General features: G+C 40.6%; 12 protein-coding genes. All 12 read right to left on the bottom strand.

Going from position 1 to position 22989, the window contains the following annotated elements; translation table 11 throughout:
- Positions 1 to 47: 47 nt before the first annotated feature.
- The 12 genes from Q0465_RS12730 to Q0465_RS12675 all read right to left on the bottom strand — a co-directional run bounded on the left by Q0465_RS12730 (position 48) and on the right by Q0465_RS12675 (position 22930).
- A complete protein-coding gene (locus tag Q0465_RS12730) occupies positions 48 to 1424 on the bottom strand; it encodes a DUF5689 domain-containing protein (RefSeq protein ID WP_298616744.1) in 1377 nt (458 codons plus the stop codon).
- A 43-nt stretch (positions 1425 to 1467) separates the two neighbouring features.
- Entirely contained in the window at positions 1468 to 4191 is a 2724-nt protein-coding gene (locus Q0465_RS12725; protein WP_298616743.1) for a TonB-dependent receptor, read from the bottom strand.
- Positions 4192 to 4474: 283 nt separating this feature from the next.
- The gene (locus tag Q0465_RS12720; protein WP_298616742.1) at positions 4475 to 6241 is read right to left on the bottom strand and encodes a fimbrillin family protein; all 1767 of its coding nucleotides are present in this window, start codon (positions 6239 to 6241) and stop codon (positions 4475 to 4477) included.
- 111 nt (positions 6242 to 6352) lie between these two features.
- Positions 6353 to 7921 (bottom strand): fimbrillin family protein, encoded by a 1569-nt coding sequence (locus Q0465_RS12715; RefSeq protein ID WP_298616741.1) that lies wholly within the window; start codon positions 7919 to 7921, stop codon positions 6353 to 6355.
- A 407-nt stretch (positions 7922 to 8328) separates the two neighbouring features.
- The gene (locus Q0465_RS12710; protein WP_298616740.1) at positions 8329 to 11529 is read right to left on the bottom strand and encodes a S41 family peptidase; all 3201 of its coding nucleotides are present in this window, start codon (positions 11527 to 11529) and stop codon (positions 8329 to 8331) included.
- Between the two features lie 142 nt (positions 11530 to 11671).
- On the bottom strand, positions 11672 to 12142 hold the full coding sequence (locus Q0465_RS12705; RefSeq protein WP_298616739.1) for a nucleoside deaminase: 471 nt from the start codon (positions 12140 to 12142) through the stop codon (positions 11672 to 11674).
- 26 nt (positions 12143 to 12168) lie between these two features.
- Positions 12169 to 13083 carry a prolipoprotein diacylglyceryl transferase gene (gene lgt, locus Q0465_RS12700; protein ID WP_298616738.1) on the bottom strand — a complete coding sequence of 305 codons (915 nt, stop codon included), beginning with the start codon at positions 13081 to 13083 and terminating at the stop codon, positions 12169 to 12171.
- A 156-nt stretch (positions 13084 to 13239) separates the two neighbouring features.
- Complete coding sequence (gene secA / locus Q0465_RS12695; protein WP_298616737.1) at positions 13240 to 16527, bottom strand: preprotein translocase subunit SecA; 3288 nt, start codon at positions 16525 to 16527, stop codon at positions 13240 to 13242.
- A 94-nt stretch (positions 16528 to 16621) separates the two neighbouring features.
- On the bottom strand, positions 16622 to 16945 hold the full coding sequence (locus tag Q0465_RS12690; protein ID WP_298616736.1) for a hypothetical protein: 324 nt from the start codon (positions 16943 to 16945) through the stop codon (positions 16622 to 16624).
- A 359-nt stretch (positions 16946 to 17304) separates the two neighbouring features.
- Positions 17305 to 17937: a hypothetical protein gene (locus Q0465_RS12685; protein ID WP_298616735.1), complete on the bottom strand. Its 633-nt coding sequence runs from the start codon at positions 17935 to 17937 to the stop codon at positions 17305 to 17307.
- A 166-nt stretch (positions 17938 to 18103) separates the two neighbouring features.
- Complete coding sequence (locus Q0465_RS12680; RefSeq protein WP_298616734.1) at positions 18104 to 18739, bottom strand: hypothetical protein; 636 nt, start codon at positions 18737 to 18739, stop codon at positions 18104 to 18106.
- A 9-nt stretch (positions 18740 to 18748) separates the two neighbouring features.
- Entirely contained in the window at positions 18749 to 22930 is a 4182-nt protein-coding gene (locus Q0465_RS12675) for a DUF6443 domain-containing protein (RefSeq protein ID WP_298616733.1), read from the bottom strand.
- Positions 22931 to 22989: the final 59 nt, after the last annotated feature.

Below are 22989 nucleotides of genomic sequence, written 5' to 3'. Positions count from 1 at the left end.
TCTAAATAAGAAATACTTTTCTCCCAGAACCTCAGGATTTACTTCATTTATTTTTTCATGGGATCCGGTACAATCGGTTCATCTCCCCCACCTCCTTCCTGCGGATCGGCCGTAAGCTTGATATTGTCCAAACGCAAACCTAAAGTATTCTGGCTGGCAGAAGCGAAAAATTCAAGGACAATATTTTCGGCTATCGCAATATTGTCAATCTCTATACTATAGAATTTACTATTATCCCCGTTTTCATTCGATACCGGTATACTCGGTACCTCCAAAGCAATACCGTTGCATTTCACTGTCATTGCATTCAAATTCATAGACTCTCCGGCACTATACAAATTAGCTGCCACTTCGTAACTCAATACAATTCTTTGATGGCCTGTGGTATTAATTCCGCTAATCGTTAAATAAGCGTCCTTATTGGCAGGGAACCACACATGTGCTCCGTTTGCACCGGACATACTCCGGATATCAGCATTTCCGGAAGCATCGCTATAGGTAATGGGAGCTTCCATATCAAAATCTGTAAAATCAGCAATTTTAGGCCGGCTGCCTGAGGGATAATAACCATCCCCAAAAGTCTCCATAAAAATCACCGTTTCTTCCCCAACCGGAGGCTGAGGCACCTCCCCCTCAAATGCCCCGATATCATCTCTCGTCCTTATCGTCAACTGCCAGGAATCATTAAAACGTCCCAAAATTCCGGTCACCGTACCGATTCCTTCCGGAAGCTTATCCGACGCAAAATCTGCATAATTACTGGTACGCACATCTATTGTATTTCCCTGGGCATCCTTTAGCGTCTCCGTTCCATAACCCATTGCAGGAGCAAAAGTATTCTTTCCTCCATTTGTAAAACTGACTTCATTTAATTGAACCAAAGTATAGGTCAACTTTTCGATATGCTCATTTAATTTACTAATATCATTTACTTGTACCGGGACCAATTCAGTCTCATCAGGCCAGCCATTTAATAATACATGCGCTACAAAATCTTCCCAAGGAGTACGATAAAGATAAGCCCCCGGATAACCCAACTGCAGTTGCCCTCCATAAGCAGATACGCACATTCCCTTCAAATCTATAAAGACTTCCTGTCCTACCCGGTAAGTCGTATACACACTATTCTGATCCACACTTATGGGAATACCTCCTGTACTGTCCTGTACAAATATTTGTTTAAATATGTTCCCGGACGCATCATTGGCACTGACAATAGCCCGCAAAATCAAATCCTCTTCAATCGTGAGGGGATTATCCTGCGTAGCTGCCGCATAATCTTTTTTCAAACTGTTAATACTTGTATTGGCATCCGCTCCCTCATATTTGGGTTCATTCAACGGAGGCATGTCATAATCCCTTTCACAGGCCACTACAGCCAGCGTCAACAGAAATAAATAAAGAATTCTCTGTAAAGTTTTCATATGTTATTTTTTTAATTTACGGAATAAATAAAACGGCCTGATTCTAAAATTTATAACTTACATTCAGGAAACAATTAATGCCCTGCATATAATAATATTTGGATCCGAAGCGGTTCGGATAGGAAATATCCATACGACCCTGCTCATATCCCCCGGTCCGGATGTTCTCTTTATTCAGGAGATTATTAACCGATAAATTGAAGTTGACAGAACTTCTCCCGGGTAAATAAAATATCTTACCGATAGACAAATCTACGGTATAGTTATTGTCAAAACGTTCCTGCTTTACCAGAGAGCGATAGGCTTCCATAGTCTCGGGAACAGTCGGATCTACACTCTCGTAATTCGAAGCCAGCCGCCTCAAAGGAGCTATCTCTATGTAATTCCGGGCAAAACCGTTTACATTGACTCCCAGGAACCAATATTTGATAAAATAACGCACTCCGAATGTACCGGCAAACTGCGGAGTTCCGCCTACATAGAAATTCTTTAAATATACTTTCTCTTCCCGGTTATCAATTTTTCCGTTTTCAGAATTGATGGTTCCCATCGGATTATTGCTGTAATAATATTCCGCTAATGTTCCCGCCAAATCGAAACTCCAGTGATTGTCAAGTTTATAAGTTACTCCCACCTCTACTCCCCGGTGAATCCGGTTGATGCCCGTCAGCACATGATTGATAAATGTTCCGGAAATCCCGTCATAATAACTGATCCGGTCCATCTGATTGTAAAAGTTTGTCTGAAACACCCCCAAACGTCCGTTTATAGAAGGCAGGGAAAAGATGTAATTCAGGTCGGCAGAAAAATAGCTTCCGCTTTTCAGGTTTTTCACCGTTTTATCTGTTATACGGGGAGATACGTAAGAATTATTGGGCAGAGGTGCCTCTGTCGCATAGCTCACGTTTCCCGTAATAAAATGCCGGCCGTTGATTTTATAGGTCAACCCTCCTTTTAAGGCAATATCCGTAAAAGAATGAGAAGCTCCTTTACCGAAAGAATTCGTCGGATAACGTCCGTTCTTCATTTTTCCATCCCGCTGAAAGTAGGTATATGTCAGCTTAAATCCATAATAATAATCAAATTTTTGCGTACTGTACTGGTTCAAAACCCAGGCATTAGCCGAATAAATATTCAGATCAAAATTGTAACCGAATTTATCTCCCTTCAACGCTTTGCGGTCGGGTTGGTTCAAATCGTTCTGTAATTTCTCCGGATCCCCGGAAAAATCCTGTTCTGCAAATTTATCGATATCCAATACGTAACGCGCTCCCAGTAAATCGTCTACCTTTTTAAATTGCCGGGATGTAGTCGCTCTCAAACCGATACCGGCAAAAAGTTTCATATTTCCCTTCATTACCGCATTTAAAGTGGAATTGAAAGAGGTCTCATACAAATCACTTCTTCTTTCTTCTACCATATAAATAGCTGAACCATTTCCTTGGGTTATATTTAACTCATTGGCCCGGTATAATTTATCCCAGTTAATCTGCGTAAAATTCCGGTCCTTACTTCTCCACAATGCAGTATATTGTTCCTGAATAAGGGTGTCTTCAAAATAAGAAGGCAAATAACGGTAATAATCAGGCCTCGGGTCGGGTCCGTTATACCAGTTTAAAGCCGTATTTCCATACCTTCCGTAATGAAAAGCTATTCCGGAAGTAAGGCTGATATTTTCATTGATTTTCCATACATGGGATAAGATCACAGTAGGGTCATAAGCCTTCACAACTTTTGCATTTCTCCGTTTACCCTTCTGGTATCCCCAATTGGGGTTATAAAGGTTGTTCCCGGTCAGCTCATACACTTCCTGATAGGAAGCCCCTTGCTGCCCCCTTTCTACCGGAGAACCGAAAGTCGTGAGAGATAAACTATGCTGACCTTCATTCCATTGTTTCTCCACAGACAAGGCGTAAGAAAAATTCCGGTAGAACGTACCTTCAATATTTCCCCTATCGGAATAGCGCCCGCCGACAGAAGCCGTAAAAGCCCAGCCTTTATCCGTCATTCCTGTAGAATAAGTTGCCATTCCCCTCAGATAATAATTCCGGTTCGTATAGGAAAGTGAAACTTTCGTGCCCGAAGCATTGCTTCCGGCCCTCATATTAATATTTTCCGCTCCTCCGATCGAACCAAAAGTAAAAGCGGAAGGACGGTTATAATTCGTAACATCCCCGTTACGGGTCATATCATTCAATGCACCGATAGCAGCATAATTAAATACACCCCTTAACTGGTCGTTAAAGCTAACTCCGTTTATATATTTTTGCTCATAATAGCTATCGTATCCTCTCACCTGGAACCGCGCTGGCGACAACTGATAGGCAGCCCGGTTCAGATAGACATCATTGGAGAGAATAACGGTAGAACTAACTTCCTGAGAAGAACTCTCTGCATCATCATCTGTCAGTACTTCGTCAATTACCCCCACTAATGACATATCTTCAACAGCATTTAAATCCACCACCCGAACGTCATTCAGCACAGTAGGCATCCCTGCCAAAATATCTACCGGTAGTTCCAGGGGACGTATACTGGCAGCATTAAAAGCAAGCGTATCTTTCCCTGTAGCTACTTTCTGAAAATAAAACAGCCCTTTCGAATCGGTCCTGGCCTGCCGGTCCTGACTTTTCAGGGTCACAATAACCCCCGCCACCGGCATTCCTGTCACCGAACTGATCACATTTCCCTTTATTTCTGCCGGCTGTTGTGCATAAATGAAAAAGGGGAAAAGGAATACTATAAAAAATAGTAATTTTTGCTTCATACTCCTCGTATTTTCTAATTTGTTTGGATATGCTCCGAAAAATTTATATGTATGCTTAAAAATCAAACACGCTAAAACTGTCCTATAATAGTCAAATTTTTAATAAAACACCGAACAAATAAATTACCTGCCCCACTCCCATCGCCACCATTGTACCTTAATCAAATCAAAACCAGTACCTTAAAAAATAGATTTACAACTGAACGCTGCTTTATGTTCCAAAGAGAGAAAGAGGCGGCCAAAATTTTTTTCAGCCAGCCTCTCTGTCTGTATCCGTCAAAGTTTATTTATCCCCCACAAGTTTGATATTATCCAAACGTAATCCCATGTCATTTTCTGCTCCCAGAGCTACAAATTTCAATTCTGCATTAGCAGAAGCGGACATTCCGGAAGAAATTACCATTTCGAAAAATACATTGGCTTCGTTATTATCTTTTGATACTACTTTTCCGGGAACTGTCAGTTCCTGATCATTCCAATACACTTTCAACGTATTCAAATTGATGCTAGCTCCTGCATTGAACACATTTGCAGCTGCTTCATAAGTTAATTTGATATTGGTATACCCGGCCGTATTAATTCCTGAAATTTTTAAAGAAGCATCTTTAGAAGCAGGGAACCATACGTTATTGTTTGCTGTAGATTTCAAATAACGCACATCTGCCGTACCGTATTCATCAGAGAAAACAAGCCCGGTACCATTATCAAAACCTGTATAACTGCCAATTTTCACTTTAGAACCTCCTGACAAATCTGTACCGTCAAACTTTTCGGTAAAAATAACTTGTGTCTGCGGATCAGATGTAATTCCACCCACTTGTTCCGTCACATTTGCAACAATGCCGTTTGCCACGTTTCCAAGCACTTTTACGAATTTGCCTTCCAGGTCCGGATGGTCTACCAAGTTCAAAGCTTTCTGAATATCGCTTCCGTCTGTCAATTGTACCAACACACATTTAGAACGGTCCGTTTCTCCGGCAGTTCCAGCTAACAAAATATTGGTTTTTACAGTATAAGCACTTCTTGTTTCCTCTACACCACTTATATATCCTCCTACCCAAACTCCATCCTGTGTAAGCGTCAAAGCTTGATTTACAGAATACGGATTTTCTTTCGTTCCGTCTCCAAGAGTGGTATTACCAAAATCAATATTGATGTTCTGTCTCGGTGCATCCACCCAATCTTCAATTGTAGCACTGATAGAAGCCGTTATTCCGCCGCCACTGTTTGTCAATTCCACGTCATAAGTATATTTTTTACCCTTTGCATATTCCTGTCCGGCAGGGATATTCCATTTGTATGCACCCATAGGTAACGTAAATACAATGTTTCCATCATTCAAGGCATTTACAGGAAGGATAATTGCTTCCCCAACTACTCCTTCTACTGCAGGACTCATTTTCACTGTCAATTCTTTTCCAGAAGCATTGTCCACAGCCAGCGTTCCGTCTGCTAAAGCAAAAGAAGCCTGTGTCTTCATTCCATTCAAGGTAATATTCAAACCCTCCAAACTGGAAATACCGCTTCCGGCTTTGATGTTAAATACCATCTTTGCCAACTGATGAGAAAAGGTCAGTGAAGCTGCTGTATTGTCCTTGTTCAAACCTTTGGCATTATTTGCGTACAATAAATCAATGTCCGGCTGAGAGGTCTGATTTTCCACATTTACAGCATATTGATAAGCAGCAATAGTGGCATAAGGATAATATGCAATGAAATCAACACTACTTCCATCTGCCGGATATAAAATAGTTTGTCCTACCGCAGGAGCAAAATTCCCGTCTCCGGAGGCCGTCACATACTCTCTATTGGCAGCCCCGTCCACAATATTTGCTTCCGATAAAGCCTGTCCGGTCTTCAACATATAAACTCCGATAGCGTCGTTGGACTCCCAGCCACTACCTACAGCTCTCGAGGGGATCAATCCATCGATTGAAGAAGAAAATTTCACCGTTAACCCGTTGTCAGTACGGATATCGTCATCATTATCGCAAGCAACGAAAAACAATGACAATAACAGCATCATTCCTAAAATGTTTTTAATTTTCATGATTTTTGTTTTTGTTATACTAATAATACTACTTAAAAAGCGGTGCTTTTAAAAGCATACAAATAAACTTTCTTTTTGTTACTTTTAGAGAAACAGAATATCACATTTCTGTTAATTCCATCGGCTTGTCTCTATTTTCCCTTTGACTGCACCCGTAAGCTGAGGGAAAAAGGTAAAACCCGTTTCTTCCTCCAACTGAGTGACAGTCATGCGGTAAGCATTATAATCGGTATTTGAAGGAGCTTTATTGTCCATTTTAAACCCAAGTGTATAATAGGTATTTCCCACTTTTTGAGCTAAAGCTTTAAAATAATATTTGGGTTTCGCTACATTTTTCTTGTCATTATCCCGTACATAAGTTATGTTCTGATCGGACTTTGTCGTGATCATAGCTCCTGTCACTACATATAAAGTATCACAATTACGCATCCACGTTCTGATTTTTCCCTCCAGGCTCGCCCACATTCCCTGATTCAATGTCGAATTCTGTGCAGTCATATTACTGAAATAAAAGGTAGTCGCATTTTCAACCTTATTGTAATTCCGGTCTGCACTCGGAATCTGATGGCCCCTGTCAATACCGGAAATACCGAATCCGCTCTTTAAATAAGGTTGTAAACTGGGTTTGATTTCCGGATCATAATCCCAGGCATCCCAACGTCCTGAACTGACATAAGACGAATGCAACGGATAAGCAACCCAGTAAGCCAGTTTATTAATCGTATCGTATAGCATCGCATAATTTCTGATACCTGCCCGGTCCGGTAAATAATGGGTTACATAAATTGTATTTTCCACCTCTCCTGCCGGAGTCTCAAACCAGGACGGCAGAGAAGGTTCTTCAACCGCACCTCCGTTTTTCAATACAATATCGTAAGTATACCGTTTCCCTTTTTCATAGGTAAAACCATCGGGTATATTCCAGTCATAGGTCTTGGAATGAAGGTAAAAACGGATATATGCCCCTTTGATACCGGCCTCCGGCAACACCATCACTTCCCCTTTCTTTCCCTTTTCCGTCGCTGCAAGAGGGATATTAATCTCTCCTACTGAACCTGCTGACAGCGTCAAAGTACCATCCGCTAATGCAAAATCAGCCTTTGTTTTCAAACCAGATAAAACGACTTTTAAACCGCTCAGATTCTCTATCCCTTCCCCCATCGTAATATTCAATACAACACGGGACAATTGGTGAGAAAAAGCTAAAGGAACAGTTTCATTTCCCATAGCCAACCCTTTTGCCCCATCCGCATACAATAAATCAGCACTGCTAGCACTCACCTGCCTGGACAAATCTATTTTATAGATATAATCCGTCAGATTTTCCTGATACGGATAATAAGCGATAAAATCCACTTTAGACCCATCCGCCGGGTAATAAATCCAACGAAAAGCCGCCGGTATAAATAAATCCTTTCCATTAGCCATATACGCTAAATTATCAGCCCCTTCCAAAATAGCAGCGGCCGAGAGCAACTGCCCGCTTCCCTTCATAAAGATGCCAATAGTGTCCCCGGCATCCCAGTTCGTACCGGTAACCCGGGACTGAATCTCACCTTTAATTCCGGCAGTAAATTGTACCGGCAAACGATTCCCCTTTTCAGACAAGGAATTATCTTCGCAGGAAATTAATCCTGATACTAAAAACAGGAGTGCACCTAAAACATTTCTAATTTTCATAATCTCTAATCTATCGGAATTTTATTTTCCCGGTTCCCCGGACATTATATCAACCTAATTGTTTATTACAAAGCAAATATTCAAATGTTATATTTGTGTTAAAAAATTATGACATATTCATTAATTTGGGGCATTGAAGTTAGAAAAGAAAAAAGAGAAAAGAAAGGAAAAAAAGAAAAATGTTTTACAGCATAAATATAAAAATGTAAAACTGTGTAAATGTTCAGATGTCTGAATAATTTTGAACGGAGATCAGTGTCTCCTTCAAAAAGGATGAAACACCTTATTCACGAATCAACAAGCCGCCAGGCAAGTCTCCTTCGGACACAAAGTGCCATTAACCATTTTCACACCTGAACGCTTACACAGCCTTACACTTAAGCGTCTGGACGAACCGATTCCGGAATTTATTTTTTCCCGTCCAATTCTTCCAATAATACTTGTACAGCCTTTTCCAACTGTTCATCCCGGCCTTTCACCACCTCTTCCGGCCGGTTCATCATTTTTACATCCGGCTCTAACTGCTGGTTTTCCAAATAAGAACCGTCAGCCAGACGATATCCCACTATCGGAATTCCGAAAACCAAAGAAGGATCCTGTAAGGTTTCCCAGGATACACTTGTCATGGTCCCCGGCACCGGCATTCCAACCAATTTACCGAGCCCTTTGTGTTTATATACCCAGGGTGTCCCATGAGCATTCGAATAGTTAGCCTCCCCAATTAACATAACGGAAGGTTTATTCCAACGGCGACTCGGCATATCACAGGCTTCCTTACCTCTCACCACCTGAGTAAAATATTTTTCTCCACTGAACAAAACTTCGATATCTTCATGCAAACGTCCCCCTCCGTTAAAACGGGTATCAATCACTATTCCTTCCCTTTCATTGTATTTGCCCAGAATATCGGAATAGACAGAGCGGAAACTGGGATCCCCCATCGATTCAATGTGTACATATCCTAAACGTCCTCCGGAAAGGCGGTCGACTTCTGCCGCCCTTTGTTTTACCCAACGTTTATATAATAAATGATTCCATGCCGACTGACTGACGGGTATTACTACTTCTTCCCAATGTTTTTTCTCTCCGGGCCGGTAAAGAGAAACCAGCACTTTCTTTCCGGCTTTTCTATTCAATAAAGGAAAGTAATCCATTCCCCGTGTAAGGACAACACCATCGATTTTCTCCACAATATCACCGGCTTTTACCTGAGAAGCCTCTTTATCAAAAGGTCCTTTTTCAACTACTTCTTCTATATATAATCCGTCTGTCTGATCATTCCAGCGGAAAAACAATCCCAGTTCTGCCGTAGCCTCCCCGGAAACAGCAGGGCGGTAACGTCCTCCTGTATGGGATACATTCAATTCTCCCAGCAATTCACTCAACAATTCCGAAAAATCGTAATTATTATTGATATAAGGCAAGAATTTTTCATAGGTCTTCCGCAAAGCAGGCCAGTCTACCCCATGCATGCCTTTATCATAAAACCGTTTTAATTCCTGACGGTATACCCGGTCGAACATATAATTCCGTTCTTCCGCCTTATCCAGTTTCATTTCCGCTACGTAGGTTATATTCTGCATTTTTCCGTAACCCGTCTTAACCATTATCATCTTGTTTCTTCCCAACAGAAATAAATTTTCCCCATCAGTATCCCACTCAAGATTTGCCCAGCCTCCATTCAATTTATGTAACAATTTGGTCTCTTTTTTCCGCATGTCCGTTTCCCATAAATCGTATCCGTCTTCAAAAGCAGCTAAATAATACAATTTTTCGCCTTTTTTATCGACGATAGCTCCTCCCAAAGCAGCTGAATTAGGAGTCAAACGCACGATGCGGTCTTCTATATTATCCAATTCTACTTTGATAGCGGTAATTTTTTCAGGCTTTTCTTCCGGTTTTTCACCTTTATCTTTTTTCGGATAAGCCCATTCGTAATCTTCAGGACTCATCTTATAACGATCGTAAGCCTCCTGATTTAAGAAGACCAGCATCACATCGTTTAGGGATCCCCAGGAAGCATGGTTCCGCATTCCATAGCGTTCGGAAATAAACAATACAGCATTTCCATTCAGCACCCAGCGGGGAGCCCGATCGGTATATCCGCTTTGAGTAAGGTTTACAATTTCACCGCCCTCCGCACTTACTATCGCAATGTCTGAATAAGGTTCGTGTTTATTTCCATTATATTCCAAGGCGAACCATTTTCCATCCGGCGACCAACTGTAGTCAAAATGACCATTGGAATTATACTGTTTTTTCCCGTCTGTAATTTGCCGGATTTTACGTGTTTTCAGGTCGATCACCATCAAGCGTTCCCGGTCCTCTATGTATGCCAGCTCTTTTCCATCCGGAGAAAAAGACGGAGCAAAACGTTCCGTTGCCGAAGGTTTGAATAAGGCTTCCTCCCGGACTAAAGTCGCATTCGAAAAATTCGGATCTTCTTCCCGCACAATATGCGCCAGGAATATATTCCAGTTTCCATCCCGTTCCGAAGCATAAGCCAGTGTCCGGTTATCCGGAGCAAAAGACAGATCAGTCTCGCTTTCAGGCGTATGAGTAATCTGTTTCGTCGTCGGATAATCCACAGAAGTGACAAAAACTTCTCCCCTCAATGTAAAAGCTACTTGTTTTCCATCCGGAGAAGGGACAGCTTCCGATGCCCCCTTTGTATAGGAGAGGTATTCTACATCTTCAATATTCGATTCCCCGATAATTTCGATCTTCACTTTTTCAGGTTGAGCAGCCCCTTTTTTCAGGTATATTTCTCCTTCATATCCGAAACACAAAGTACCGTCCCCGGATACAGAAAGAAACCTCACCGGATTTTTCTTAAAAAAGGTCAGCTGCTTCACTTCCTCGGGATGAGCCAAAGGCAGGGTATATACATTAAAGGAACCGTCCCTTTCGCTCAAAAAATAAATCTCCTTATCTCCGGGGGCAAACACCGGATTCCGGTCTTCCCCGGCCCGCTGTACCAGAAAAGTATGCTTCCCGCTTTTCATATCGTAAAGGATAATATCCCGGGTAACGGAAGACGTATGATGTTTCCGCCAGGCATTCTCCGAACCTTTTACATTCTCGTAGACGAACGATTCTCCGGAACGGGCAAAGTTGACATTTTCAGCAGCTGTTGCCAACAGCTGTTCCGGACGGCCCCCTTTCAGGGATACTTTATAGAGTTCCGTCAAAAAAGCTTTAGGGAAAAGAGCACTCTGCGCAGGATCCTGTATCTGTGCAGCATATACAATATATTTTCCGTCGGGAGTAAAGGCATAAGGTATCTCTTTACCGGAATACGTAGTCAAACGTTTCGGTTCTCCCCCCTCTGCCGGCATTAGGAAAACATCGAAATTTCCGTTACGCGCACTCGCAAAAGCAATCTGACGGCTATCGGGCGACCATACCGGAGCAAAATCATAAGCCGGATGACTCGTAAGCCGTTTCGCCAGTCCCCCAGCTGATGATACTTTATAAATATCCCCCTTATAAGCAAAAGCTATTTCCTTCCCATCGGGAGAGATTACCGGATAACGCATCCATAACGGAACAGCAAACGCAGATACCCCTGCCAACATACTCCATAACAAAATGAAAATCGTCTTCATTCAGATTAAAATTAGATGATTAATGAATTTTCGCACACCTCTACAATTGGTTTATAAAAAAAGCGGTAGTTAAGTATTTATCAAACACAAATTACCGCAAATCAGGAAATAAATGATAAAATAGCCCGTTTTTAATTTTCTCTTAGTATTCGGTTTTCTCTTCAGTTTCTTGCCACAACCGGAATTCCTCCCCGGCCAAATTTTCCCGCCGGTTGAGAAAAGGAATGCTCCGTTCCGCTTCCGGCAAAGCAATCTCTTTATATATAAAGGAATCGTCAAAACCCGCTTTCGCAGCATCTTCTTGGGTACAAGCATAGTATACTTTCTCCGGACGGGCCCAATAAATAGCCCCCAAACACATCGGACAAGGCTCACAACTGCAATAGATTTCACAATCTTTCAACTGAAAAGTACCCAATTGCCGGCAAGCCAAACGGATGACATTTACTTCAGCATGAGCTGTCGGATCATTATCCGGAGTGACCGTATTTCCGCAAGCCGCTATTATCCGGCCCTCTTTTACAACAACAGCTCCGAAAGGTCCCCCCTTTCCCTGTTCTACATTCTCTACCGCCAAACGGATAGCCTCTTCCATAAATTTCTTTTCGTACATACCTTTATGCTTAAATTCCGGATTGCTTATCCTTTTACCTTCACCCCCTGCTGTATATCTTTGTTCTTTTTTATCACTGTCTTCTCCCTCCCCGAAGCCGGTTTTACCTCCACTTTATGCGTTCTGCTGTAAATCACCATAATAATACCTATTATCACAAAAGGTATACTCAGCCACTGACCCATATTCAATGCCATACCTGCCTCCCAGGCCTCCTGCGGTTCTTTGAGGAATTCGATAAAAAAACGGGCCGTAAAAATCAGAATCAAGAACATTCCGAAAAGAAAACCCAGGTGTTCTTTTGCCTTGGTCCTCCAATAGAAATACATCAGTAATCCGAAACTAATTAAATAGCAAATGGCTTCATACAACTGAGCTGGATGACGGGGAGTAAGCGGATCACTCAGTCCGGAAGCATGGATAAACCGGAATCCCCAAGGCAAATCCGTCACCTTCCCGACGATTTCCGAATTCATCAGATTGCCCATGCGGATAAAAAATCCCGCCAAAGCTATCGGAATAACAGCCCGGTCCAGTATCCAGAATACCGACCGTTTACTTACTTTTTTCGAATAATACCACAACCCTACAATGATTCCCACCGCAGCTCCGTGACTGGCCAATCCCTGGTATCCCGTAAATTTAAAAGCAGGATCCCAACGGAAAGGCAGGACAATCTCCAGAGGATGCTGGCTATAATAAGCCCAATCGTAAAATAAACAATGTCCCAACCGGGCTCCGATTACCGTCGTAATGGCAACATAAATCCATAATTTATCCAACCAGACCATACTCAGTCCCTCTGATTTAAACATTTTTTCTTCGATTTTGTAACCGAATACAAAAGCCAATGCAAAAAGCAAACCGTAATACCGGATAGAAATTCCACCCAGGTTAAAAATCTCGGGACTGACATCCCAGTTGATAAATAATGATAACATATTTTCCGTTTTAGTTTTCCGAAAACAGCTTTTCTACTCAGGAAGTTTCTTCCTTTCCGTTTCCCCCTTTTATATTGGAGTCATCCGGCCGCCAGGACAGATTTCTTTATCCATCCCTCCGGCCAGACGATACATTGATATCTACTGTTCCTGTCTTTACGCATTTTTTCCGTGACAGTTTTTATACTTCAACCCGCTTCCACAAGGACAGGGATCGTTCCGGCCCACCTTCGGTCCTACTTTCACCGGTTCAGGTTTCGGTTGCTGCTGATTCGGAGCTGCGACCGGCGCTTCTGAACGCCCCTCTTTCAAACGACTGAGGTCCGTACGCCTTTCCCGGGCTTCCCGCACTTCTTCCGGCTCTTGCATCGGAATCTGTCCCTTCATCAATGTCGAAACAATTCCCCGGTTAATCTTTTCAACCATCGCCTTAAACAGGTTGTACGATTCGAATTTATAAATCAATAAGGGATCCTTCTGCTCATAAGCCGCATTCTGCACGGACTGTTTCAGTTCATCCATTTCCCTCAACTGCTCTTTCCAGGCATCGTCAATCTGAGCCAGGATAATGGCTTTCTCGTAAGAACGCATTAAATCTTCCCCCTGCGAACGATATGCCTTCTCCAGATTGGTCACCACACTGTACATCCGCTGTCCGTCAGTAAAAGGCACTACAATATTTTTAAATACATCCCCCCGGTTTTCAAATACATTTTTGATGACCGGATAAGCCTGCTGAGCAATATGTTCAACTTTACGGGTATATACTTCCCTCACTTTTCCGTACAATTGCTCGGTTAGCTCTTCAGGCTTCAGTTTCTGGAATTCTTCCGGATCTACAGAGAAATCAATAGTCAATATCCGTAGTATTTCCATTCTAAAGCCTTCCAGGTCATTCTCCGGCTGATACTCATTGACAATGGCCTCGCAGACATCGTACATATCATTGGCTACAGCCACCCCGATACGCTCTCCCAATAAAGCATTTTTACGCTGTTTATAAATCACCGTACGCTGGGAATTCATGACATCGTCGTATTCCAGCAAACGCTTCCGGATCCCGAAGTTGTTCTCTTCCACTTTTTTCTGAGCCCGCTCAATGGAATGGGTAATCATAGAATGCTGAATCACATCCCCTTCTTTATGCCCCAAACGGTCCATCACCCGGATAATCCGGTCAGAACTAAACAAACGCATCAGATCATCTTCGAGCGAAACAAAAAACTGGGATGAACCCGGATCCCCCTGACGTCCGGCACGCCCCCTCAACTGACGATCCACCCGTCGGGAATCGTGACGCTCTGTACCGATAATCGCCAAACCTCCGGCATTCCTTACTTCCGGGCTCAGTTTGATGTCGGTACCACGACCGGCCATATTGGTAGCAATGGTCACAGTTTTCGATTTACCAGCCTCTGCCACAATATCAGCCTCTTTATGATGCAATTTCGCATTTAATACGTTATGAGGAATGTTCCGTAACTTTAACATACGGCTCAATAGTTCGGATACTTCCACAGAAGTCGTACCGACCAATACCGGACGTCCCAAACCGACCAAACGCGTAATTTCCTCGATTACCGCATTGTATTTTTCCCGCTTGGTTTTATATACGTAGTCATTGGCATCTATACGGATGACCGGACGATTGGTCGGAATCACAACAACATCCAGTTTATAGATATCCCAGAACTCTCCCGCTTCCGTCTCTGCGGTACCGGTCATACCGGCCAGCTTGTGGTACATGCGGAAATAATTCTGCAAGGTAATCGTCGCAAAGGTCTGGGTAGCCGCCTCTACTTTCACGCTTTCCTTCGCCTCAATCGCCTGATGCAAACCGTCAGAATAACGCCTTCCCTCCATAATACGTCCCGTTTGTTCATCTACAATTTTCACTTTGTTGTCAATCACCACATATTCTACATCCTTCTCAAACAGCGTATAAGCTTTCAATAGCTGATTCACCGTATGTACCCGCTCTGATTTTATAGCGTACCCTTGTATCAGTTCATCTTTTTTCGCCAGTTTTTCTTTTTCATCTGCTACGGTTTTTTCAATCTCTGCAATCTCTTCTCCGATATTGGGTAATATAAAAAACCGGGGATCTTCTCCGGCTGCAGTAATAGTATCGTGTCCTTTATCTGTCAAATCAATGGAATTCAGCTTCTCATCAATTACAAAATATAAAGGATCAGTGATTTCCGGCATCCTCCGATTATTCTCCTGCATGTATTCGTTCTCCGTTTTGATCAGCATAGCCTTATTGCCTTGCTCACTCAAAAATTTGATAAGCGGCTTGTATTTAGGTAACCCTTTATGAGCCCTTAGTAATAATACTCCCCCCTCTTTCCTTTTTTTCGAGTCATCGCTATTCAACAACTCTTTCGCTTCGTTGAAAATTTTAGTTATCAATTCCCGCTGCATCCGAACTAATCTTTCCACCCGGGGCTTATATTCATCAAACATCTGATCGTCTCCCTTTGGTACAGGACCGGAAATAATCAAAGGCGTACGGGCATCATCTATTAACACAGAATCGACCTCGTCGACAATAGCATAATTGTGCTTGCGCTGCACCAAATCCTCCGGATTGATCGCCATATTGTCCCTCAGGTAATCAAAACCAAATTCATTATTTGTTCCAAAAGTAATATCCGCCTGATAAGCTTTCCGCCTTTCCGGAGAATTCGGCTGATGTTTATCAATGCAGTCTACCGAAAGACCATGGAACATATACAAAGGTCCCATCCATTCGGAGTCTCGCTTTGCCAGGTAGTCGTTCACCGTCACCATATGTACTCCACGTCCGGTCAACGCATTCAGAAATACCGGTAAAGTAGCTACCAAAGTTTTTCCTTCACCCGTCGCCATTTCAGCAATTTTTCCCTGATGAAGTACAGCTCCACCAATCAACTGTACATCGTAGTGCACCATATCCCAAGTCACCTCATTTCCACCGGCAATCCAGGAATTAAACCAAATGGCTTTATCTCCCTCTATTTCTACAAAATCGTGATTTACTGCCAGATCCCGGTCAAACTGTGTAGCCGTTACGACCATTTCCTCATTTTCTTTAAACCGGCGGGCTGTGTCCTTCATAACAGCAAAAGCCACCGGTAAAAGATCATTCAAAATATCCTCTACCTTTTTGTCAATTTCTTCCTCCAGTTTATCAATCCGGTTGTAGATCTCCTCCCTTTCCTCAATCGTCGGCTTCTCTTCTTCTATTTTCCGTTTTAAATCAGTAATTTCCGATTCTTCCTCCCGGATATGTTCTTTGATTTTAACTTTTAATCCATTAGCAATCTCACGCAACTCATCGTTACTGAGATTTTTTATTTTATCCCATTCGGTATTAATTTTTCCGACAATCGGCACTAATTCTTTCATATCCCGGTCAGATTTATTTCCGAACAGTTTTTTTAATACATCATTAAATCCCATTTTATAACTGATATTATATTTAAAATAAATAAAAGGCTCCTTTTTCTTGTTCTAATAAAAAATCCACACCTTCTTCCCCATAATTCACTATAATTTAATTTTTCCCGGGAGCCCTGATTTTATGAGAAGTATAAGAAGGAAATTGTATCTGTTCTTCAATTGAATATGCTGAAGAAAAACAAATATGATCTGCAGCAATATCCGGTAACCGGAAATATTCAGGCGATACCTCCCAACCAATAGACTCTTCTTCCTGATCCGTCACATATTGGGATACCACTTTTACTGTTGCTGTAATTACCAGCCTGCATCTTTCCCCTCTCAAAGGCTCAGGACTTCCCTGCACCTTTAAGGGAACCGCCACAACACAACCGGCCATGACGTATAATGCCGCTATCAGATATCTGTTCATTTCCACAAGCAACAAAGTTAGCTAAAAAGTAAAAACTAAAAAACGAAAAGCAAAAAAAGATAGGAAAGTCCTTTAGGAATAAAATTAATTTATAAATCCCCTGGGTTATTAAAAAGATATATTGTTATGGAATTTATAGCCGAATAAACAAGGAATCAGTATAAATAAAATCAGTAGCTTTATAATGATTTATATTATTATGATATAATTTTTCGAACAGTTCGATTTCACTATACAATCCCATTTAAAATCCCGGGCAACTCTGTTGTGTAAATAGAACAAAAACCTCCCATATACTTCTTTAGGATCAAATAAATTGAATAGTGACAAAAGAACCGTCCCTTTGTCACCACTATCTGTTAGAATTACAATTCATAAAAAGTATTTAACCTATCTTCAAAATATTCTTCCGGAGTTTGAAAATTTTTCTCTATCCTTAATGTCGGCATATAGTTAAAATATAACAATTTATTATTCTGAATGATTAATATTCGAGTTAACATTGCTCTATTTTTAATATTGACATTATAATACTTAACGTAATATACATTCTTATACTTAAAATAATCCAAATAATGAAAACGGAAAAAACGATTCTCATACCCTTTGAGAATTTTTTCTATCGCATATCGTTCCATAGCCGGATCTCTTTGAAAGCCGTCGTAAACTAATATTCGCCAAATATTGTCTCCGGGCTTGCAATTTACAAAATAAGCCATAGTGTCACGGAATTCACTATCTTTAATTTTACCATTTGTAATGACGGAATTTAAATATTGGGCAAAAGTATCCGCATAACAAGTTGTATCAGCTAATAAAAAATCACTCATTACGGCTCTTTTACAATTCAGCTGATCATCCAAATCTATTAATTCTTTTATGATATCACAACTGATAAAAGAATCGGATGGGTTCTCTTCGTTTACAGGGGAAGAACTCTTAAAATTCTTACATCCCAGTATAAAAGAAAATAGGATGAATAATATTAATAATTTCATGCTCTACTATTTAAAAAGGTTTCCGAATCATTTTCTACCTAAAAATATATCGGTTTAAATCCTTTAGACATATTGGCTAATGTATAATTATAACAATAATATATTGAAAACAGTGAGTTTAAAGGTGACAAAGGAACCGTCCCTTTGTCACCACTATCTGTTAGAATTACAATTCATAAAAAGTATTTAACCTATCTTCAAAATATTCTTCCGGAGTTTGAAAATTTTTCTCTATCCTTAATGTCGGCATATAGTTAAAATATAATAACTTATTATTCTGAATGATTAATATTTGAGTTAACATTGATCCAGTTTTATTATAAACGTTATAATATTTTACGTAGTATACATTTTTATATTTAAAATAATCCAAATAATGAAAACGAAAATAACGTTGATTATACCCTTTGAGAATTTTTTCTATCGCATATCGTTCCATATCCGGATCTCTTTGAAAACCGTCGTAAACTAATATTCGCCAAGTATTGTCTCCGGGCTTGTAATTTACAAAATAAGCCATAGTGTCACGGAATTCACTATCTTTAATTTTACCATTTGTAATGACGGAATTTAAATATTGGGCAAAAGTATCCGCATAACAAGTTGTATCAGCTAATAAAAAATCACTCATTACGGCTCTTTTACAATTCAGCTGATCATCCAAATCTATTAATTCTTTTATGATATCACAACTGATAAAAGAATCGGACGGGTTCTCTTCGTTTATAGGGGAAGAACTCTTAAAATTCTTACATCCCAGTATAAAAGAAATTGATATTAACAAGAAGAATATTTTCATCATAAATGTATATTAATTAAACAAACAGTTAAAAGGAAGCCTGTAAGCAGGATGTATTCCTTTAAAATACCCAGATGTTATCTGTATTATAAATGTATTATAAGCATTTTCTATATCTCCGGCATTTAAATATGTATTAAAAGTAAAATCATAAGCTGCAGATTCACTTAAAACTTCATTAAAACTATTTCCTAAATGGAGATAATGATAGGCATGTACTAATTCATGACCGGTTGCAGCAACAAATTTTGTTAAGTTATCTGTGTTGACTATTCCTGTAGGAATATGTACAAAAATCTTCCCGCTAGATGTTCTCATCGTAGCTCCCTCAACGAAAGCGCCGGTCTTATACTTATAATAGACTCCCTCTCTCATCAGCAATCCATAGTTCTTATTCGGAGTTGTAGTTCTAAACGTAACCTTACTTCTTAATTCATTATTAAAACCGGAATCATTTAAACGATCACTTAATAACATCATATCTTTTTTTATCCTAGGTTTATCTTTACTATAAAGTTCCGCTCCCTTTTTTGCATCTTCTGTCCTTGAAACAATTGATTTCCCCTTATTAAATTCCACAACTTCCCCATGTCCATTCCAGAATTTAAAGTCCTTTTCTTTCGCCGCCAAACCGGATGTCACTCCACCGATTATACCTCCCATAAGCATTCCTTTTCCTCCGTCAAACAGGCCTTGACGAAATCCATCTCCCACATTACCGCCATTTAACATAGTATTTCCAAATCCCCCCAACAATCCGCTACTAGCACCCTCTGCTGCTCCGCTTATCGCTCCGTTGGCAAATCCCCCCGTCAAAGCTTCAACCGATTCAAGTGCTTTTGCGACGCTGCTTCCTATTGCACTACTAATACCGCCGACAATACCGCCGACAATTCCAGCCGACAAAAAGCTTTTAAAATCCGTTATCTTACCTGAACCCATCTGAGAAAGGATATTGGTAACTGCTCCTATAAATATACTCGACAATGTAATAGCAAACTTCCCATCCGGATCTACATTCACGATTGGATTATTTCCACAAAAGCCATAAGGTGAGGCTAACTGAAGAGCGGGATCGATGTTAAACCAACGACCGATTTCAGGATCATAAAAACGAGCTCCGAAATCGTACATCGATAATATACGGCCTCCTAAAGATACATCCTGAAATTCTTTACCACTGTATAGGCATTTGTTCCGGTTCAAGTTATTATTTTCAAAAGAAAGACCGAAAGGATAATAATCTGTTACCTGAACAGCCTTTAAACTATCTTCCACCGCTTCCAGCAATACCCGGGTACTTCCCAAATGATCCTTTAAAAAGTAATTATAGGTATAATACGGACCATCTTTACGGATAAGCCCCTCCGAATGTTTGATATAGGAAAGTGTATTTCCGGCATAAATCATCACTCCCCGATAATATATGTAAGAACTTCCTATCCGCTGCGCCAGTTTTTCCCCACCTGCTGTGTAAATATAGGAAATATTTTCTGGTCCCTGACTAATTGTATCAGGTAAATTTAATGAATTATATGAAATGTTAATATTCCTCCGTCCGTCATATACCATATTTCCTAAATTATCGTAACGATATAAGGAAGAACTTACTCCATTATCCGTAATCTGCGACAAAGCATTCCGATTAGAAGGATGAGAATAATGGTAGGTAAAATCATTTTTTACTGTACCATCCCCACCAAAACGTTTCAAACTCTTTAAATTACCATTGCCATCGTAAGATAAACCGGAAACATTGTATTTCCCTGAAGAATTGTTCCAAAACAACCCGTTGTTTTCTTTAAAAAAAGCCGAAGTTAAACGTCCGAAAGGATCATATTTATATAAATAAGCCCTTTCGAACCCGTTCCCGTATTTCCAACGCATAGTATTGATATTTCCATTATAACAGGCTATATTATCTATCATTTTTGTATTTTCATATTCCAGGTGATAAGAAAAATGAGGAGAAGAAACAGAAGACAACATACCCGCAATATGATAATCGTAATGAATTTTTTCTTTTTCATTGTGTAAACAGGATGAAACCAAACGTCCTAAGTCATCATATTCATTTTTGACAAGCAAAACTTCATTATTCAGGCTGTCTCCTGAAATTTTTTGACGAATCTTTACTAAACGTCCTTCCGTATCGTAATCGAAATATTTCATATATTCCGTCACCTGACCCTTTATAAGCTGTTTTACTTTAGCTGCAATTATTCCACCTCCAAAGCTATGTTTATTGGAAGTCACTTCTGTACCGGAAGGATACAATTGACTTACCATTTGAAGTAATAAATAACGGGAGTCATAATAATTGGCTTTCAGTAGCCATTGCGACAAAGAATCTCCCAATACCCGTGTTTTTGTACCGGTAATTTGCCCGATAACCCGGTCTGAATATTCTGTATCCAAAGCATCGGCAGCTGACCAGGCCACTGTTTCCTGACCAGGCCATAAATAATCATCATAATAGGTGATTTCCAGACAATCATCGGGAGAAATGTCTGTCGGACAAACTCGGTTGGTATACCCGTGTATAGCTGTTCCCCTTTTTTCATTCTGAAATTCCTGAACCATTAAAGCCTGCCGGAATTCAGCCTCCGTACCCGAACAAATTCCACTTATTAATGGCCGGTCGAAAGCATCGTATTTGGTAAAACTCCATTTACCGTTTTCCCGCTGAAGGGTGTTCTGCGAAAATGCCAGTCTACCACGGGCATCATATAAACTGATTGTATATCCCGAACCGGGAATGTATTGTTTATATATTCTTCCGTATTTATCATATTCCAGATAATAGCAATCGGACTGCAATTCTGACAATTCTTTCACTCCCATATGAAAAGAACTGTTCCGGGAAGGAGGTAAAATATATCGTTTGCGGCCTAAATCATCATATACATAATAGGTAAACAAACTTTCCCCTTCTCCCCTCGCCTCCCCGGCAATCAATCTACCATCTATATCCGTATAACTTAAAGATATATGACCATCCGGGTCGATCTTTTCTACTACGTTTAAAATCCCTTCTTCGTAAAAACCGGTACATGCTACTGAATTACCCCATAACTCATAGCGGGTTATATAATCATCACCTCTATTTTTCCGATAATTTGTCCTGGTGGTATGTTCTCCGTCTATTTTCCAGGCTTTTCCGGGAATATTACTGCGAATAACCTGTCCCTCAGCATCAAAACAGGCTTCGTTGTATGCAAAGGGATTTGTTCCGTAAAGAGTTGTATAATAGGATTCCTGTTGTTCAAAGGCATTTTCCTGAAATTTTCCCTTTCCTTTCACTGCAAACGGTAAATAATTCCGGGAATTCCGGCCAATCGAATCGTAATATACAGGAGTGACAACATCTTTTCCTTCCGGCGTAAGCGCAATATCAATTGATTGTTCTTCCCGGCCTAGCCCGTCGTAATAAGTAATGGCCATCAGATAACCACTGTTATCAGAAGTACGGCTTTTTTCCAAAACATAATTCCGGTTTGTTAAACGATAATTAACATTTAATTGTCGGTTAAATTCAGCGGTGTCATACCCGATCGTGATACGAACATGATAATGAATACGTAATGTCCCTTCTATCTCCCTATACCCTACATTTTCTTTAATAGTAAGAGTACAAAACAAAGTTCCGGGTTCTGAAGTAAATTGTACTATCTGACTTTCCGTATCCATATAATGTTCCAGGGTATATTCTACCCACATCGCCTCCATAGGCGGTTCAACCGGAGGTTCTATAGGCTGGTCCGGCTGACTGTATTCCGGATCTTCTTCCGTTAAAAGCATAATTCCTTCTTCTGATTTTTCTCCCTGATAACTTTTTCCAATGGTTCGCCAGGAAGTACTATCCGGAGTTTCCTCCGGAACATACTCTCCTCCGGTTTTTATCCATTGGATGATGCCGGGTAAATTGTCTGCCATAAAGCCCTCGGCAGTCGGAATAATTTCTAATCTAAAAGAATATTGACGCTGGCCAGCAAGTATGAGGAGTAAATTGTTGTCTTTTACTTTCAGGCATTGAGGCGGTTCAACAGGAGCCGGTGGTACAACAATTATATCCGGCATAAAATTATATGGAAGCACCCCCCTGTTTAATGTATTCATTTTTCCCGGATTCCCGCAATAAGCTGTTATACAAAATAACAACAAACTGATAATAAGAGATATAGTATTTTTCATGATTTATACTTTAAATGATCCACACTTTTGTTTATTATTTTTATTCTTTTAAACCCAAA

The organism is uncultured Odoribacter sp. (assembly GCF_937966165.1).
In the GTDB taxonomy this organism is placed as follows: Bacteria; Bacteroidota; Bacteroidia; order Bacteroidales; family Marinifilaceae; genus Culturomica.
Note: the sequence above shows the minus strand (reverse complement) of the source record. Positions and strands in the feature narration are given on the sequence as shown.